This window comes from Epilithonimonas xixisoli (genome assembly GCF_004365655.1).
Lineage (GTDB): Bacteria > Bacteroidota > Bacteroidia > Flavobacteriales > Weeksellaceae > Epilithonimonas > Epilithonimonas xixisoli.
Genome location: NZ_SOEO01000003.1, coordinates 340,114 through 354,889, shown reverse-complemented (window position 1 = coordinate 354,889; position 14,776 = coordinate 340,114). Strand labels below are relative to the sequence as shown.

At 35.1% G+C, this 14,776-nt stretch carries 18 protein-coding genes; 7 read left to right on the top strand and 11 right to left on the bottom strand.

The genetic code is table 11. The features are described from left to right. Nucleotides 1-242: 242 nt before the first annotated feature. From B0I22_RS13675 to B0I22_RS13650, 6 genes are all read right to left on the bottom strand, one after another. Nucleotides 243-533: an HPF/RaiA family ribosome-associated protein gene (locus B0I22_RS13675; RefSeq protein ID WP_133945795.1), complete on the bottom strand. Its 291-nt coding sequence runs from the start codon at nt 531-533 to the stop codon at nt 243-245. Nucleotides 534-585: 52 nt separating this feature from the next. Then, a complete protein-coding gene (locus B0I22_RS13670) occupies nt 586-1,473 on the bottom strand; it encodes a tyrosine-type recombinase/integrase (RefSeq protein ID WP_133945793.1) in 888 nt (295 codons plus the stop codon). A gap of 75 nt (nt 1,474-1,548) precedes the next feature. Further along, nucleotides 1,549-1,746, bottom strand: a complete 198-nt coding sequence (gene rpsU, locus B0I22_RS13665) for a 30S ribosomal protein S21 (RefSeq protein ID WP_027384137.1) — start codon at nt 1,744-1,746, stop codon at nt 1,549-1,551. Nucleotides 1,747-2,237: 491 nt separating this feature from the next. Further along, entirely contained in the window at nt 2,238-3,221 is a 984-nt protein-coding gene (locus tag B0I22_RS13660) for a pyruvate dehydrogenase complex E1 component subunit beta (protein ID WP_034966457.1), read from the bottom strand. Between the two features lie 127 nt (nt 3,222-3,348). Further along, a complete protein-coding gene (locus B0I22_RS13655) occupies nt 3,349-3,765 on the bottom strand; it encodes a DUF2147 domain-containing protein (RefSeq protein ID WP_133945792.1) in 417 nt (138 codons plus the stop codon). Between the two features lie 164 nt (nt 3,766-3,929). Next, entirely contained in the window at nt 3,930-5,849 is a 1,920-nt protein-coding gene (locus B0I22_RS13650) for an LTA synthase family protein (protein WP_133945790.1), read from the bottom strand. Nucleotides 5,850-5,966: 117 nt separating this feature from the next. On the opposite strand from B0I22_RS13650, the gene B0I22_RS13645 reads away from it, so the two are divergent. The 4 genes from B0I22_RS13645 (at nt 5,967) to B0I22_RS13630 (ending at nt 8,779) form a co-directional block, all read left to right on the top strand. Further along, the gene (locus B0I22_RS13645; RefSeq protein ID WP_133946572.1) at nt 5,967-6,677 is read left to right on the top strand and encodes a CDP-alcohol phosphatidyltransferase family protein; all 711 of its coding nucleotides are present in this window, start codon (nt 5,967-5,969) and stop codon (nt 6,675-6,677) included. Between the two features lie 166 nt (nt 6,678-6,843). Continuing rightward, a complete protein-coding gene (locus B0I22_RS13640; RefSeq protein WP_133945788.1) occupies nt 6,844-7,608 on the top strand; it encodes a 3'-5' exonuclease in 765 nt (254 codons plus the stop codon). Nucleotides 7,609-7,624: 16 nt separating this feature from the next. Beyond that, complete coding sequence (locus tag B0I22_RS13635; protein ID WP_133945786.1) at nt 7,625-8,233, top strand: fumarylacetoacetate hydrolase family protein; 609 nt, start codon at nt 7,625-7,627, stop codon at nt 8,231-8,233. A gap of 102 nt (nt 8,234-8,335) precedes the next feature. Further along, nucleotides 8,336-8,779 carry a universal stress protein gene (locus B0I22_RS13630; RefSeq protein WP_133945784.1) on the top strand — a complete coding sequence of 148 codons (444 nt, stop codon included), beginning with the start codon at nt 8,336-8,338 and terminating at the stop codon, nt 8,777-8,779. Nucleotides 8,780-8,895: 116 nt separating this feature from the next. Here the strand turns inward: B0I22_RS13630 and B0I22_RS13625 are convergent, their stop codons facing one another. Beyond that, nucleotides 8,896-9,129: a hypothetical protein gene (locus B0I22_RS13625; RefSeq protein WP_133945782.1), complete on the bottom strand. Its 234-nt coding sequence runs from the start codon at nt 9,127-9,129 to the stop codon at nt 8,896-8,898. Between the two features lie 42 nt (nt 9,130-9,171). Between B0I22_RS13625 and B0I22_RS13620 the strand changes: the two genes are divergently transcribed. Together B0I22_RS13620 and B0I22_RS13615 are read left to right on the top strand one after the other, a co-directional pair. Next, the gene (locus B0I22_RS13620) at nt 9,172-10,071 is read left to right on the top strand and encodes a DUF6427 family protein (protein ID WP_133945780.1); all 900 of its coding nucleotides are present in this window, start codon (nt 9,172-9,174) and stop codon (nt 10,069-10,071) included. Between the two features lie 23 nt (nt 10,072-10,094). After that, a complete protein-coding gene (locus tag B0I22_RS13615; protein ID WP_133945778.1) occupies nt 10,095-10,679 on the top strand; it encodes a DUF3109 family protein in 585 nt (194 codons plus the stop codon). Nucleotides 10,680-10,754: 75 nt separating this feature from the next. On the opposite strand, the gene B0I22_RS13610 is transcribed toward B0I22_RS13615, so the two are convergent. Beyond that, on the bottom strand, nt 10,755-11,393 hold the full coding sequence (locus B0I22_RS13610; protein ID WP_133945777.1) for a LolA family protein: 639 nt from the start codon (nt 11,391-11,393) through the stop codon (nt 10,755-10,757). A 136-nt stretch (nt 11,394-11,529) separates the two neighbouring features. Continuing rightward, complete coding sequence (locus B0I22_RS13605) at nt 11,530-11,910, bottom strand: hypothetical protein (protein ID WP_133945775.1); 381 nt, start codon at nt 11,908-11,910, stop codon at nt 11,530-11,532. A 133-nt stretch (nt 11,911-12,043) separates the two neighbouring features. On the opposite strand from B0I22_RS13605, the gene B0I22_RS13600 reads away from it, so the two are divergent. Further along, nucleotides 12,044-12,904, top strand: coding sequence for a glycoside hydrolase family 25 protein (locus tag B0I22_RS13600; protein WP_133945773.1), 861 nt, complete (start codon nt 12,044-12,046; stop codon nt 12,902-12,904). On the opposite strand, the gene B0I22_RS13595 is transcribed toward B0I22_RS13600, so the two are convergent. Both B0I22_RS13595 and B0I22_RS13590 read right to left on the bottom strand, forming a co-directional pair. Then, nucleotides 12,901-13,680, bottom strand: a complete 780-nt coding sequence (locus B0I22_RS13595) for an alpha/beta fold hydrolase (RefSeq protein ID WP_133945771.1) — start codon at nt 13,678-13,680, stop codon at nt 12,901-12,903. The genes B0I22_RS13600 and B0I22_RS13595 overlap by 4 nt on opposite strands. Nucleotides 13,681-13,718: 38 nt before the next feature. Beyond that, the gene (locus B0I22_RS13590; RefSeq protein WP_133945769.1) at nt 13,719-14,543 is read right to left on the bottom strand and encodes a carboxypeptidase-like regulatory domain-containing protein; all 825 of its coding nucleotides are present in this window, start codon (nt 14,541-14,543) and stop codon (nt 13,719-13,721) included. Nucleotides 14,544-14,776 lie beyond the last annotated feature (233 nt).

Sequence of the window (14,776 nt, the reverse complement as noted above, 5' to 3'; positions counted from 1 at the left end):
GTTGCGGTTACTTCCGTTTTGCGAGTGCAAATATGAGAATTTTTTATTTAAACCTGCAAATCTTTTTTTAAAAATTTTTTGTTTTTTTTATCTAATCTGAAATTTCAATCAGTTTAAATAAAAGTAGGTTTCAAAGTAAAGATCATATTTCCGCATCGTGGATAATTCCGTTTTGCGAGTGCAAATATGAGACTCTTTTTTGAAACCTACAAATGTTTTTTTACAAAAAACGTATTTTTCGATTAAGCTAATTCTTTTTTCTTGATTAACAGTTTCTTAGCAGTTTCTGCACAATCGTCCAAACTTTCTTCAAAAGTAGCACAAGTCTTCTTTACTACGATATCATTGCCCGGAATCTTCACAACAAGCTCTGTCGTTTTATTTTCTTTTTCTGATGTATTTTCGATTTTAAGATAAACTGCTGTCTCCACAATCTTGTCGTAGAAGGTCTCAAGTTTAGCTAATTTTTTTTCAATTCTTTCTTTTAATGGTTCGTGCGGTGTAACACCTGCAGTCTGAATTGTAATCTTCATAACGTCTATTTTTAAATGGTTAAACAATAAAAATGTAAATTTTTACTTCATATTAGTTTTCTTTTTTAATTTCCCTTGGATGCGCATTCCTGTAAACTTCTTTCAACTGCTCTATATTGGCGCTGGTATAAACTTGTGTACTTGCTAAACTGGCGTGCCCCAAAATTTTCTGAACTTTTGATATCTCCGCTCCGCCATTTAAGACGTGGGTAGCAAAAGTATGTCTCAAAATATGCGGACTCCTTTTCTGCTTAGAAGTGACTACACTAAAGTACTTATTAACTATTAAGTACACAAACTTTTCACCTAGTTTTTTTCCTTTTTTATTAACGAAAAAATAATGTTGGTTTTCGGAATCGGGTTTACGGATATTGACATATAATTGCAAATCTGACAACAAATCATCCGCCAAAGGAATCACACGGGCTTTGTTTCCCTTACCTATTATCAAAATTTCTTTCTTAGAGAAATCCACATTTTCTAATAAAAGATTACACAACTCCGCTTTTCGGATTCCGGTTTGGTAGAGGGTTTCTATAATCATTTTTTCCAGAAGACTCATATTTCCTTTCTCCTCTACTTCTGTTTTCATCTGATCCATTTCTTCCACAGAAAATGGAATTCTCTTTTCTGCATAGAATTTTAGAGAATCAATGGTTTCCATTGGTGAAACTTTTATCTCCTCTAGTTTCAGCATAAAAACATAAAAACTGCGGAGCGAAGACAACTTTCTATTGATACTCCTTTTGCTGAGCCCAGAATTGCTTAGATTGACGATAAAATTCTTAATGACTTTTTTATGAACATGAACCACATCTTCCGTAGCCTCTGTTTCTAAAACGAAAGCTGAAAAGTCCGACAAATCCTTTTTGTAATTGGTAAGTGTGTGTGGAGAATATCGTTTTTCTACCGCAATGTAATCCAGGAATCTTTCTATCATAGGTCTATAAATGCAAAATCACTTCCAAATATAGAAATTTGAAAGTGATTTTTGTTATGTTTTGCTAAAAAGAACTTATGCTTGTTCTTCTTTGCTAAGATTTCTTTGCTTGTGAGCTGCTTTAAGTTTTGCTTGTCTCAAAGTTACAGAAGGCTTAATAAATTGTTGTCTAGATCTTAGTTCTCTTACTACTCTAGTTTTATCAAATTTTCTTTTGTACTTTTTTAAAGCTCTGTCGATAGACTCTCCGTCTTTTACTGGTATTATTAACATAATTTACATCTCATTTTGGATTGCAAAAATATGAATTATTTATTAATCCACAAATTTTTAAAGTGTTATTTTTAAAATTATCTTGAGTTATTTACTTTTGAATTATTTTAACGCAAAGACCGCGAAGATTTTTTGATATTATTGAAAATATTTTTAAGGTTCGCAAAGGCGCTTGGCTCATCAAAGGTTTTAAAAACATATCGAAGATTTAGCAAATTTTGCAGATTAAAACAATATGCTATTTGTCATTGCGGAGGAATCTCAATAGTTAGGATTACTGTAAAAAGACAAATAGTGTTTTTAATATTGAATGTTGTTTGGATGAGAAATCCCCTAGCCCCGATTGCAGTGGAAATCCTTTTTTGCGTTGACTAAAGGTTCTATTTAGAAAGAAATCGTCGGGCAAAAAGATTGCAACGGAAAGCGGGAAACAGCTCCTAAAAGCTTCTACAAAATAAAAACTCCCGAATAAGTTCGGGAGTTTCTAAGTTTTATGCTTTGATGTAAAGAGCGTTTTTGATCTCTTCTTTCACTTTTTCCACTTTCGGGAACCACTCCGCAAACAATGGCGCTGAATATGGCGCTGATGCATCTGGCGTGGTAATTCTCTTGATTGGCGCATCCAAATAGTCGAATGCTTTCTGCTGAACCATATAAGTAATCTCGGTAGAGATGCTTGCAAATGGCCAAGATTCTTCCAGAACTACCAATCTGTTTGTTTTCTTTACGGACTCCAGAATTGTGTCGTAATCCAAAGGACGGATCGTTCTAAGGTCAATCACTTCTACAGAGATCCCTTCTTTTTCCAAGTCTTCTGCAGCTTGCAAAGCTACTTTCATAATCTTACCCCAAGAAACCAAAGTCACATCTTTTCCTTCTTTCTTGATGTCTGCTTTTCCGATCGGGATGTAATATTCCTCTTCTGGGATTTCCATTTTGTCACCATACATCTGCTCAGATTCCATAAAGATCACTGGATCGTTGTCTTGAATCGCAGATTTCAAAAGGCCTTTTGCATCGTAAGGATTGGAAGGAATGATCACTTTGAGACCTGGACAGTTGGCGTACCAGCTTTCGAAAGCCTGTGAGTGTGTTGCTCCCAACTGACCTGCTGAACCTGTAGGACCACGGAAAACGATTGGAATATTCCATTGTCCACCAGTCATCTGGTACATTTTCGCAGCGTTGTTGATGATCTGATCGATCGCAACCAAAGAGAAGTTGAAAGTCATATATTCTACGATCGGACGATTCCCGTTCATTGCTGCGCCTACAGCGATCCCTGTAAAACCAAGTTCCGCAATTGGTGCATCTATGATTCTTTTTTCTCCGAATTCAGCCAGCATACCTTTGGACGCTTTGTAAGCACCATTGTACTCTGCAACTTCTTCTCCTACCAGAAAAATGGATTCGTCTTTACGCATTTCTTCGCTCATAGCCTGAGCAATTACTTCACGAAATGTATATTCCTTCATTATAATGTAATATTGATTATGAAAATGTTCTTTGTTAAATTTCGAAATACAAAAGTATTAATTTTTTTATTATCTGCATAACAAAAAAGGCTCCCATCTGGAAGCCTGTCAATTATCATAAAGATTGTTAGTTCACTTTGTGCCAAGTTTGCGTTTTAACGGCAATTCCCAATACAATGGCTTTTACTTTCAGGACATCACCTTCACGTACAAGCTCAGTTTTGTAAGATTTTCCGTCTTTTGGATTGGTGATGGTTCCGCCAGAGAATTCATTCCCATCTTTTGAAAGACCACGGATGATCTCTAATCCGATCAATGGTTTGTTTTTGCGGTCATCTTTACATTTTACGCAGTTCGCATTTTCTGGTTTGATCAATAGTTGTACGATCTTCCCGTTGTACTTCCCTTTGGAATCTTTGAAAATCTCTACGATGGATTTTGGTTTTCCGGTTTCGTCATCGATGGTTTTCCATTTTCCTTCGATTTGAGCGAATGAAAGAATGCCGATGAATGATAAGGCAAATGATAATAATAACTTTTTCATTGTCTTTATTTTAAGTTTGTTTGTTGTTTGATGTGATTAACTTGTTAACGTTAAATTAATATTGATAAAAATATAAATTAATTTTAAACAAACAAGAATTATTTGCTATCCAAAGCATAAATAAAGCCAATTGACAGATTTTTCTAATCTTAAACACCTTTATTTTAATACAATTTCCTGTTGATGACGCGATCCATATAATCCTGATACCACGCCTTTGTTTTCAGGATCCCAAGTTTTTGTTCTGGATTAAGGTTTTTGCTGAAGAGATTTTTGGATAAGGCCAGATCTGTTTTATCATAGATTCCCGTCACGTCTTTTCCATCAAAAATGTAGACGTAGTTTCCAATTACAATTTGCTCATTGATGGAATCGGAGTGGATGATCATATGATCTTCATTATTGTCCGAAACCAAACTTCTGCCCCAACTTCTGATTTTTTTGTTATAACCAAGCAGGTCAGCCAAAGTTGGATAGATGTCGATTTGTTGGGCGAAACGGTCATCGATTCCTTTCAAATTATAACTAGGATTTGGAGAAAAAAACAAAAGTGGAATAGCAAATCTATTCATCGCTTTTTGGTATTCCTCATAATGAATCTGATTTGTGTGGTCGGCTGTTATCACAAAAATCGTGTTCTGATACCAAGGTTGCTTGCTCGCCGTTTCGAAGAATTTCTTTAACGCATAATCTGTGTATTGGATTGGAACGTGGATCTGCAATGGCCCAGATTTGAATTTATTCTGATATTTCTCCGGAACTTTGAACGGGTCGTGAGACGAAGCGGAAAACATTGTGGACATAAAAGGTTTCTTTTTCCCAATGTTCCTAGCAAAATATTGAAAAAATGGTTCGTCCCAAATCGCCCACATTCCGTCGAAGTCCTTGTCATTATTGTATTCATTTTTCCCGAAATAATTTTTGAAACCCAAAATATTTCCAAAACCTTGAAAACCCATCGAGCCATTTGGCGCGCCGTGGTAGAAACTCGTGTCATAACCCAAATCACTACAAACCGAAACAATCGATTGGATTTTTTGATTGGAATAAGGCGAACTCGTGAAAGCATCCGTCAAACTCGGAATTCCCGCAAGCACAGAACTCATTCCGTGGATGGATTGTCTTCCGTTCGCAAACGCATTGGTGAAAATCAGACTTTCTTTTGCCAAGCTGTCGAGAAATGGCGTGTAGGAAACAAAATCTTTGATTTTTGTATCTTTATTGAACGCTCCAGAATATTCTTTCCCGAAACTTTCCATAATGAAAATGACAACATTTGGCTTGTCTTCCACTTCCCTTTCGTATAATTTATAAGGTTTAATTTCTTGGTTAATGAATTTCTCATCAACAAAATGAACGAGCTTAAAATTATTGGTATTAATGGTTCTGAAAAACGAGAAAACGCTGTTCAAAACAAGATTTCCCTGCAAAGGATTGCTGACGTGTTTGTTGGCATCAACCAAATTGATTGGTCTTGTTGAATGTTTGAAATCACCACGGATTCCTCCAACCACCAAAAGTGCGGTCACACACAAAATCACAACGGACGAAACAAAATATTTGATTAAATTTTTCGGTTTTTCTTCCGTAACTTTTACTTTTTTATAAAGGAAAATCCACAAAAGAATTATTAAGATAAGAGAAACAATCACAAATGGATTTTGCAAAACCGCATTGAAAAAGACTTTCCCAATGTTACTTTCATTTTTCGCTACAGAAAAAGCCGCAGACGTCAATCGCGCTTGGCTAAATCTGTAATAAATCATATCACCAAAGTTGAACGAGTAGGTAATTCCATTCGTGATGAAATACCAGAAGAACAAGAATTTCTGATAATTCTTTTTTGTATTAATGACAATCGGGATGATGCTCAACAGAATAAAAACCGAGTTCACGTACAAAATTGCAGTCGTGTCAAATGCAGTTCCGTAATAGGAAAGCTTGAAATATTCCGAAATCCCATCCACTTTTACCAATTCCTGATTGAAAAACCAAAACAGGAATCTCGCTATCTGATAAAAGAAAAACACCAAAAACAGTCTGTAAACCAAAGCAAAAACTTCTTGCCCTCTAAAATTCTTCATTCTGCAAAATTAAGAAAAGTTGGTAGTCAGAAGACGGAAGATGGAAGTTTTTCTACGCTCCTTAAAAACTTCCATCTTCAAACTTCCATCCTCCAACAAATTTCCTATTTTTGTGATATGAATTTCATCAAAAACAACCTTGCCAATGCATTTACTTTGGGGAATCTTTTCTCGGGTTGCGTTGGGATTGTTCATCTCATTTCCGGCGATTATCAAACGACAGCGATTTGCATTATTATCTCATTGGTTCTCGATTTTTTCGATGGTTTTATTGCCAGAGCTATGAATTCCAGCAGTAATTTGGGTGGACAATTGGATTCTTTGGCAGATATGGTAAGTTTTGGATTTTTGCCTGGGATCACAATGTTTGTTGCATTGGAAAACTTGACACTTTCTGGTCTTCCCGAATTTATGCCGTGGATAAAATATTTAGGTTTCATTATCACACTTTTCTCCTGCCTAAGATTGGCGATTTTCAATTTGGATGATGACCAAAAATATTATTTCAAAGGTTTGAATACGCCAAGTAACACGATTTTGATTTTCGGCATGTTTTACGCTTTCAAAGAAACTGGCGCTTTCAGTTTTCTATTTGACAATGAGATCTACTTATTAATTTTAACCGTTGTTTCTTCTTGGCTTTTAATCAGTCCAATCAAGATGATTGCAATGAAATTCAAATCAAAAAAATTAGAAGATAATTATCCGAAATTAGCTTTATTAATTGGCGGAATTTTGATTTTATTAATATTCAAAGCAGTCGGAATTTCTTTAATTATCATCTATTACATTTTAATTTCATTGATATTTCAAAAACAATTGAAATAGTTGGAAGATGGAAGTCGGATGTCCGAAGTTTTTAAAATTTTAAATTATAATATTCATAAAAATATTTTTCTCGCAGATTTTGCGGATTAAGCAGATTTAAATCTGCAAAATTTGCCTAATCTGCGAGAATTAAAATTCATCAATCATCATTTATCAACAATCATTTATGAATCTCAAACTATATAAACCACTTTGCGTTTTCGATTTGGAAACGACGGGAACCAACGTTGGGAAAGACAGAATCGTGGAAATCTGCATCCTGAAAGTAAATCCTGATGCTTCCAGAGAAAGCAAAACCTGGAAAGTGAATCCTGAAATGCCAATTCCAAAAGAATCCTCCGCAATCCACGGGATTTATGATGCTGATGTTGCAGAAGCGCCAACTTTCAAAGACATTGCGCCGAAAATTCTTGAAATGATTACTGGGACAGATTTGGGAGGTTTCAACTCCAACCGATTTGATGTGCCTCTTTTGGCCGAAGAACTTTTGCGTGCAGGTTTGGATTTCGATTTGAGTAAATTCAAATTGGTAGATGCGCAGACGATTTATCACAAAATGGAACCTAGAAATCTTTCTGCTGCATACAATTTTTATTGTCAAAAAACTTTGGAAAATGCACACTCTGCAGAAGCCGATGTTTTGGCGACTTTCGAAGTTTTGGATGCGCAAGTTGGACATTACGAAGATCTTCCAAAAGAAATCGCAGGTTTGAGCGAATTCTCTTTCCACAGCAAGTTTGCGGATTTGGCCGGGATGATTCATTTCAATGACAAAGACCAAGAGATTTTTGCTTTTGGAAAATATAAAGGGCAAGTTGTGAAAGAGGTTTTCCAGAAAGATATTGGTTATTACGGATGGCTTCAAAGCGCTGATTTTCCGCTTTATACTAAGAAGATTTTCACTAAGATTCAGTTGAAATCTAGGTTTTAAAATTAAATTTAACCAAATGAAAATAATCTGCGTAGGAAGAAATTACGGCGAACACGCTAAAGAATTAGGAAACGAAATCCCTGAAGATCCAGTGATCTTTATGAAACCTGACACAGCCATTTTGAAAAAAGGTTCAGATTTTTATATTCCAGAATTTTCTGACGACATCCATTATGAATTGGAAGTTGTTTTGAAAATTTCGAAAGGCGGAAAATATATCCAAAAAGAAAATGCCGGAAATCATTATTCCGAAATTGGATTGGGATTGGATTTCACAGCGAGAGACCTTCAAACAAAACTAAAAAATAAAGGTTTGCCTTGGGAATTGGCGAAAGGTTTTGATGGTTCTGCGGTGGTTTCGGATTTTGTATCGAAAGAGAATTTTGATTTGAATAATCTTGGTTTTTCATTAATCAAAAACAATGAAAAAGTTCAAGACGGAAACACGAGGGAAATGATTTTCAGTCCTGATGAAATCATTGCTTTTGCTTCTCAATATTTCACTTTGCGAGTCGGCGATTTGATTTTCACAGGAACGCCAAAAGGTGTTGGGAAAATTTCTGAGAATGATTTGTTGGAAGCTTATTTGGAAGATAAGAAACTGTTCAGTTTGAAGATTCAATAGTCAGATTTGATCGATGATTATTGGTTAAAAATTGACGGTTATTAATTCTTAATTTTTTAAAATGGCTAAATTTTTGTACTTTGTTGGTTATAAACTTAGATTATGAAAAAGATTATTTTACCCGTAGATTTTTCCGACAGTTCTAATAAATTGGTAGATTATGCCATCGGTTTTGCAAAAGATGTTAACGCTGAAATCCATTTGATTCACGTTGCGGCGACAGATATTGGTTTTGTAATTGGCGATATGGGATTCCAATATTTTCCGGAAGTGGAGGAAAACGAAATCAAATATGAATTAAAAGAACTGAATAAACTTCAAGAAAGAGTTGTTGCGCAAGGCGTAACGTGCAATCATATTTTAAAACAAGGCATCGCTGGCGACACTATATTGGAATTCGCTGATGAACAAACTGCAGATTACATCGTAGTTGGCTCGCACGGAAGAAGCGGTGTTTATGACGTTTTCATCGGAAGTTTGACTAAGGAAATTACTAAGAAATCAAAGATTCCAGTTCTGGTTGTTCCTTGTCACGATGAAGAATAATTTTGAAGAAACAAGAGTCAAGATATAAGAATCAAGACTTAGACGTCAAGATTAAAATAAAAGAACCCGTCTCGTTTTAGCAACAAGACGGGTTTTTTATTATATAATCAATTTATTTAACCTTCGTTTTTATAAATTTTTGGGTCGTAATATGGATGATGCCCTTCTGTTGGTGAGAAGTAATCTTTATCCTTTTGCCCTCCCAAAGTTACTACCAAAATATAGCACCAGTAGCAGAAAAATCCTGTAGCTACAAGGAACAAAACCCAGTTCAGTACGTTGCCTGTAAGATTAAAAAATCCGAAAGACCATTTGAAAGCTGCACTTAATGCTAACCAGAAAGATGTCATATTTTTCTTTTTTTAAATTAACTTTGCACAAATTTATAAAAAATGTTTCGATTACTTTCAAAAGAAAGCAATATTTTTTCTGTCCCGGCTTACATTGGTTTTTTGTTTCTAATCATCATTTCTCTTAATATATTAGATATCAGAGATATAGATTATTTTTCTACAGGAATTACCTTTATGGGAATCAGTTTGGGATATTTTTTATTCAATAAGATTGCACTGAATCAGTTTTCACATCTTCCACTTTTTCTGTACACCATTTTTGTAATTTGTTTTTATCCCGGGAATCTGGATTTAGGATTGGCATTTACCTTTCTTTCCAGCTCTATTATTCTTTTGATATTGACCAGTCAAAATGACCAATTGCGCAAAAGTTCTTTTATGCTTGTGGGCGCCATTTTAGCATTTAATTTTCTGGTTTTCCCTGCAAGTTGGCCACTTGGTGTGTTTGTGATTTTCCATATTATTGGAACTTCCGGAAGGGTTGGTCTTAATATTTTTCGTTTGATATTTGGGATTATTTTGGTGGTTTTAAGTTATTTTGGCGTGATGTATCTAATCCACTACACGACTTGGGACAAACATTATTTGCCTTTTTACGGGAAATTCGAAATGCTAAATTCTTACTTTCCGTTGTACGTTTTGGCTCCAGTTGCAATCATGTTGATCTTCTCCATTACAGATCATTTCAAACATTACAATGAGAAAAGCCCGATCAGCCGGTACAAATATACTTTTGTTCTAGTGTTTTCTCTTGCCCAGCTGATTACGATCATTTTTTATATGGGTTACCATTACGAATATCTATTGCTTCTGGCGTTGCCCGCCAGCATTATTATCAGTAGAATGTTGCGTTTCTTACCCAAATATTGGATGCAGGAATTGGGACTTTGGATCATTGTTTTTACGCTGGTCGTTTTTAAAATAGTTAATTTTGTATAAAATTTAAAAAATATTGATGCTGTATGATTCAGATAGATGATAAATTAATTTCAGAAGATGTTTTCGCAGAGAGTTTTGTCTGCAATCTTAGCAAATGCAAAGGCGTTTGTTGCGTAGATGGCGATACAGGCGCACCACTTGACAAGGACGAATTGCCAATTCTTGAAGAAATTTTCCCAAAAATAAAATCTTACCTAAGACCAGAAGGTGTGAAAGCCATAGAGGAACAGGGAACTTGGGTTGTTGATCCTTATGACGGCGGATATGTGACGACTTTGGTGAACGGAAGCGAATGTGCCTATGTTATTTTTGATGAGAAAGGCACCACAAAATGTGGCATCGAAAAAGCCTATGAAGATGGCGTTGTAGATTGGAAAAAACCAATTTCTTGTCATTTGTATCCAATCCGCGTGAATGACTATAAAACTTTCGTGGCGCTGAATTATCACGAATGGGAAATCTGCAATGACGCCTGTACTTTGGGGAAAGAATTGCAAGTCAGAATCTATCAATTTCTGAAAGAACCTCTTATCCGAAAATATGGCGAAGCTTTCTACAAAACACTTTGCGAAGCCGCTGAGGAATGGGAAAAGGAATATAATTCTTGAGAAGACTCGAGATATTAGACATAAAAAAGGATTCAAAATGATTTGAATCCTTTTTTATTTTATTACTAAGTTCAATTATTTGAACTCATCATCAGAAACTGGTTGATTGATTTTGATGTCAGAATTTTTCACAGTGACTTGCTGTCCTGCGGCATCGATAGACATTTCCTCCACGAATTTGATTCCGTCAACATCTGTATATTTTGAAATAACCATCGTTCCTTTATCGCCTTCCGTTTTAGCAAGCAGATTGGTTTTTGCATCGAAATAATACTTGCTGTCATCAGAAGAAAGAACCACGAAATCTTTTCCATCCACGTTTTTCTTTTCAACAGTTTTCATTTTTTCAGGATTCATTCCAAGAGCATCCATCAATTTTGCAGATTTTAGCTTCGCCACTTGATCTGCCGGGAAATCCATTCTTTGTCCCATTTGATCTGCATAACCTTTTTCTCCGTCAAAAACTTGTACCATTTCTTGTCCCATCATAGACTGACTAGACTTGAATTTGTTATCTTTTTTCACTGTTTTTCCTTCCATTTCCATTCCCATCACGCTGATGGTATTTTTCATAGAAAGTGTTTTTACAGATTCCAATTTTTGCTTTCCACCTAAGGCAATTACATAATTATCAATCACTTGCTTTGCTGTTTGAGCCGAAATATTTGCTACTGAAACTACAGAAAGAGCAAATGTCAATACTAATTTTTTCATTATATTTTTTTTAGTTATGTGAACGAAGATAGTTATTTTCCAAAGAATAACTTTCCTCATTAGTTTAGTTAAGTTTGTTTTTGTTACAAAAAAACAACTTCAAAAACTGAAGTTGCTTAATTATTTTTATAAAATATTAATCTTTTTTCTTGATGTCATCTTTCACATCTTTGTAAGTTTCGCTTACTGCATTGGCTCCTTTTTTCGCTGTCTTTTCAGTCCACTTTGCACCGTCTTTTACACCTTCTTCTGTCGCATTTGCTCCTTTTTTAACCGTTTTGCCAGTCCATTTCGCTCCTTTTTTTACGCCTTTTTTGGTGGCTTTTGTGCCTTTCTTAGTTTTGTCTCCAACCCATTCTGCGCCATCTTTCACGCCTTCGCCTGTGGCTTTTGCACCTTTTTCGACTGCAGTTCCAACAGCTTTAGCATCTTTTTTCACTTGCTCTTTTACGGTTTGAGCGCTCATTCCAATTGCAAAAATCACAACTGCGGATAATGATAATAATTTCTTTTTCATCGTTTTTTGATTTTAAAATTAATTTTACAATATTAGCATAAAGTAAGCCAAATTTTTTCATTAATATTTTAATTAACAAAAAATAAATTTTCGCGTTTTTCAAATCGATAAAAAATATATTTTTGCAAAACTTATGGCGAAGATCAATCCGACTGCAAAAAGAAAAATCCATCAAAAAAGAAAAAACGTTTTTATGAAAAAGCGTTGGATTCTGTTGATAATTCTTTGTCTTTCGCTATTAGGAACAGGATTTTATCTGCGCCAAAAAATCAATTATTATATTACATTCTACTTCGGAAAAGAATTCGAACATAAAAAACTTTCCAATTCTGAAAAGGAAAAAGAAAGAATCGAGAAAATCACCGCACTATATTCCAACCAGACTTTTGGCTTCGATATTTCTCATTATCAAAGAAAAGAAGACATCCAATGGGACAGTCTCAGCATCGGAAACCGTACAATTCCTTTGAAATTTGTGGTTCTGCGGGCAAGTATGGGAAACCGAAAATTAGACAAAAACTTTGACCATTTTTGGGAAACGGCGAAACAACACCAACTGATTCGTGGTGCTTACCATTTTTACAGACCAGACGAAGATCCTGTGATGCAGGCGAATTCTTTTCTTTCTGTGGCAAAGTTGGAATCCGGCGATTTGCCTCCTATCCTCGACATCGAAAAAGCGCCAAGAAAAAAATCAAAAGAGCAATTGATTTCTGACCTCAAAATCTGGATCAAAATAATGGAAGAAACCTACGGCGAGAAGCCAATCATCTACACTTATTATCACTTTTACAAAGATTATTTGAAGGGAGAATTTGACGATTATCCGCTTTGGCTCGCCAATTACAATGATGTTCCCACACCTTCTCCCGACGACGAATGGCAGTTTTGGCAATTCTCAGAAAACGGCATTGTTTACGGCATCAACACAAAAGTTGATTTGGATATTTATAATGGTAATCTTTGGAGTTTGAAAATGTTGACGATTGATTAATTCTTTATAAACTCAATCACATCTTTACTCAACTCTTCTGCTCTTTCAATCGGAACGCCGTGTGATGCGCCTTTATAAATTTTCATTTTAGAATTTGGGATTTCTTTTGCGATGTATTCTGTATGAGAACGAAGAATCAAGTCATTTTCGCCAGCAAGTACAAAGACTTTTGCTTTGATGTTATTGAGTTGTTCTTGGGTAATTTTCGGTTCATCAATCATCAATTGGAGTAATCTGATATCACGCTCTGGTTTATTTTCAGTACGCATTTTCTCAGCATCTTTTTTCATATTCTCCACTTCATTTTCACCAACACCATTTGGAAAAACATTAGCACCACTTGTGATGATTTTATTTGCCATTTTTGGATATTTGATAGCAAATTCAATTCCTGTATTTCCTCCGTCACTCCAGCCGAGAATATTGATTTTCTTTAATTTTAATTCATCAGCTAAAGCTTTCATATCGTCCGCAAATTTTATGTAAGTCAAAGGCTCTTTTGAAGTATCTGTGCTTTTTCCTTGTGCTCGCGTATCCATCGCAATGACTTTAAAATATTTAGAAAGTTCAGGAATTTCTTTAGAAAAAGCATCAATACTTCCTCCGTTTCCGTGGAGCAAAAATAACGGTTCGCCTTTTCCGTAAACTTCATAATAGATATCCGCATCTTTCAAATTAAGAATTTTTCCAGCTTTCCGATTTTTACCAAAGTCTATAACTTGGGCAAAAGAAAATGCAAAAACAAACAGAGTGATTAGGGCTAATATTTTTTTCATTTCAAGTGATTGATTATCAAATTTAAAAATAAATTGAATCACTTTTTCACAGTCACATCAATATTAATCGCGGGCGCAACCATTCCAATTTTTTGCCAAGCACCATAAAAAGATCTGTAATAACCGGATCTGAAAAGCGCACCACTCAAAGCAACTTTCCCATCGGACTCGCCAATGAACTGAATGCCAACAAAAAATTTACCCTCCAACCAGATTTTTTCTTTTTTAAGATCCAAAGAGAATGTTGAATCCTGCAATTCATCTTTACTAATGGTCGCAATGATGTCATTCTGCAAAATCAAATTATTCGGTTTGCCATCTTTTTCGTCGTAAATTGTGTAACGAACTTTGATTGGCGTGGTAGATTCGAATCTGGAAAAATTGATATTGATTTTATTGATTTTCAACTTTTTATTAGAACTGAATTCTACCGCAGTCTCCTCCACTACCGCATTTCCTTTCTCCATATTTGGCGTAAACATTATCGATTTTGACTTACTGTTCACACCCAGATTCTTCTCTTTATAATTTTTTGGAGCGATTACAACTTCTTGGATATTGGTCACTTTTTCGTACAAATAGATATTGTGAGGATTCTGTTTTACAAAATCTTCCACAGAACTTCTGAACTGTTTGTATCCAGGAACATCTACAATAACTACTTTATCCTTCGCTACATTATCAAGCTTAATTTGGAATTTCCCATCTTCGCCAGCCTGAATTCCATAATCGCTATTAATGATTCCAATCTTGGCAAAAGGAACAGGTTGGTTGTCATCTTTAGAAACAACTATTCCAGAAATAACTTGAGCTTCAAGGGTTAGAAATGCGAATAATGCAAAGATAAAGTTGATTTTTTTCATTGAAATTAATTTTCAGCAAACTTCTGAAATTTTCCATTTCAATTATCTCAATGAAAGGTTAAATCAATTTTGTTTTTTGTTAAACTTTCCTAAAGATGCCTATGAAACGTAGAATCTCCGCAGCCCGGCTTGAGCGGAAATCCTTTTTTGCGTGGGAAAAGCGTTGGCAAAAAGATTGGGAGTGGAAGACGGATAAAGCTGCCCAAATAATTATGATTATCTGAATTTTAAAA

Coding starts and splice junctions, on each gene's coding strand:
- B0I22_RS13675 (WP_133945795.1), bottom strand. CDS start 533: ATGAAGATTACAATTCAGACTGCAGGTGTTACACCGCACGAACCATTA.
- B0I22_RS13670 (WP_133945793.1), bottom strand. CDS start 1,473: ATGATAGAAAGATTCCTGGATTACATTGCGGTAGAAAAACGATATTCT.
- rpsU (WP_027384137.1), bottom strand. CDS start 1,746: ATGTTAATAATACCAGTAAAAGACGGAGAGTCTATCGACAGAGCTTTA.
- B0I22_RS13660 (WP_034966457.1), bottom strand. CDS start 3,221: ATGAAGGAATATACATTTCGTGAAGTAATTGCTCAGGCTATGAGCGAA.
- B0I22_RS13655 (WP_133945792.1), bottom strand. CDS start 3,765: ATGAAAAAGTTATTATTATCATTTGCCTTATCATTCATCGGCATTCTT.
- B0I22_RS13650 (WP_133945790.1), bottom strand. CDS start 5,849: ATGAAGAATTTTAGAGGGCAAGAAGTTTTTGCTTTGGTTTACAGACTG.
- B0I22_RS13645 (WP_133946572.1), top strand. CDS start 5,967: ATGAATTTCATCAAAAACAACCTTGCCAATGCATTTACTTTGGGGAAT.
- B0I22_RS13640 (WP_133945788.1), top strand. CDS start 6,844: ATGAATCTCAAACTATATAAACCACTTTGCGTTTTCGATTTGGAAACG.
- B0I22_RS13635 (WP_133945786.1), top strand. CDS start 7,625: ATGAAAATAATCTGCGTAGGAAGAAATTACGGCGAACACGCTAAAGAA.
- B0I22_RS13630 (WP_133945784.1), top strand. CDS start 8,336: ATGAAAAAGATTATTTTACCCGTAGATTTTTCCGACAGTTCTAATAAA.
- B0I22_RS13625 (WP_133945782.1), bottom strand. CDS start 9,129: ATGACATCTTTCTGGTTAGCATTAAGTGCAGCTTTCAAATGGTCTTTC.
- B0I22_RS13620 (WP_133945780.1), top strand. CDS start 9,172: ATGTTTCGATTACTTTCAAAAGAAAGCAATATTTTTTCTGTCCCGGCT.
- B0I22_RS13615 (WP_133945778.1), top strand. CDS start 10,095: ATGATTCAGATAGATGATAAATTAATTTCAGAAGATGTTTTCGCAGAG.
- B0I22_RS13610 (WP_133945777.1), bottom strand. CDS start 11,393: ATGAAAAAATTAGTATTGACATTTGCTCTTTCTGTAGTTTCAGTAGCA.
- B0I22_RS13605 (WP_133945775.1), bottom strand. CDS start 11,910: ATGAAAAAGAAATTATTATCATTATCCGCAGTTGTGATTTTTGCAATT.
- B0I22_RS13600 (WP_133945773.1), top strand. CDS start 12,044: ATGGCGAAGATCAATCCGACTGCAAAAAGAAAAATCCATCAAAAAAGA.
- B0I22_RS13595 (WP_133945771.1), bottom strand. CDS start 13,680: ATGAAAAAAATATTAGCCCTAATCACTCTGTTTGTTTTTGCATTTTCT.
- B0I22_RS13590 (WP_133945769.1), bottom strand. CDS start 14,543: ATGAAAAAAATCAACTTTATCTTTGCATTATTCGCATTTCTAACCCTT.